A 390-nucleotide genomic window follows, 5' to 3' on the forward strand; every position below is an offset into this window, starting at 1 on the left:
TTCGTCGCCGTGGCCGGAATCGGGCTGTTATCCCCCGGCAATACCGGCCAGCTCCACGACGGCGGTCCCAGCGCCGCGCGAACGGCGCTTGCCTATGCGAAGCAGAAGGACGAGATGTACATCTTCCAGGGCGGCAACTACACCCCGGACAACATCCAAGACCTGTTCCGCGGCCTGGGTAGTGACACCGCGATTCTGCTCGACGGCGGGGGGTCATCGGCGATCGTTCTGCGCCGTGATACCGGGGGCATGTGGGCCGGCGCTGGGTCGCCGAAAGGATCGTGCGACACCCGTCAGGTGCTCTGTGACTCCCATGAGCGGGCGCTGCCCAGCTGGCTGGCGTTCAACTAAGGCTTCGCAGCGCCGGCGGGCTCGGTCCCGCTACACCTG

The 390-nt window shown here is 66.9% G+C and carries 1 protein-coding gene; it reads left to right on the top strand.

Translation table 11 applies throughout. From position 1 onward, the window contains the following. Positions 1–351 (top strand): phosphodiester glycosidase family protein (locus D5687_RS11135; protein WP_148097311.1); only part of this gene is annotated, 351 nt, incomplete at its 5' end. Positions 352–390: the final 39 nt, after the last annotated feature.

The sequence above is a fragment of the Guyparkeria sp. SCN-R1 genome (genome assembly GCF_003932495.1).
GTDB lineage: Bacteria > Pseudomonadota > Gammaproteobacteria > Halothiobacillales > Halothiobacillaceae > Guyparkeria.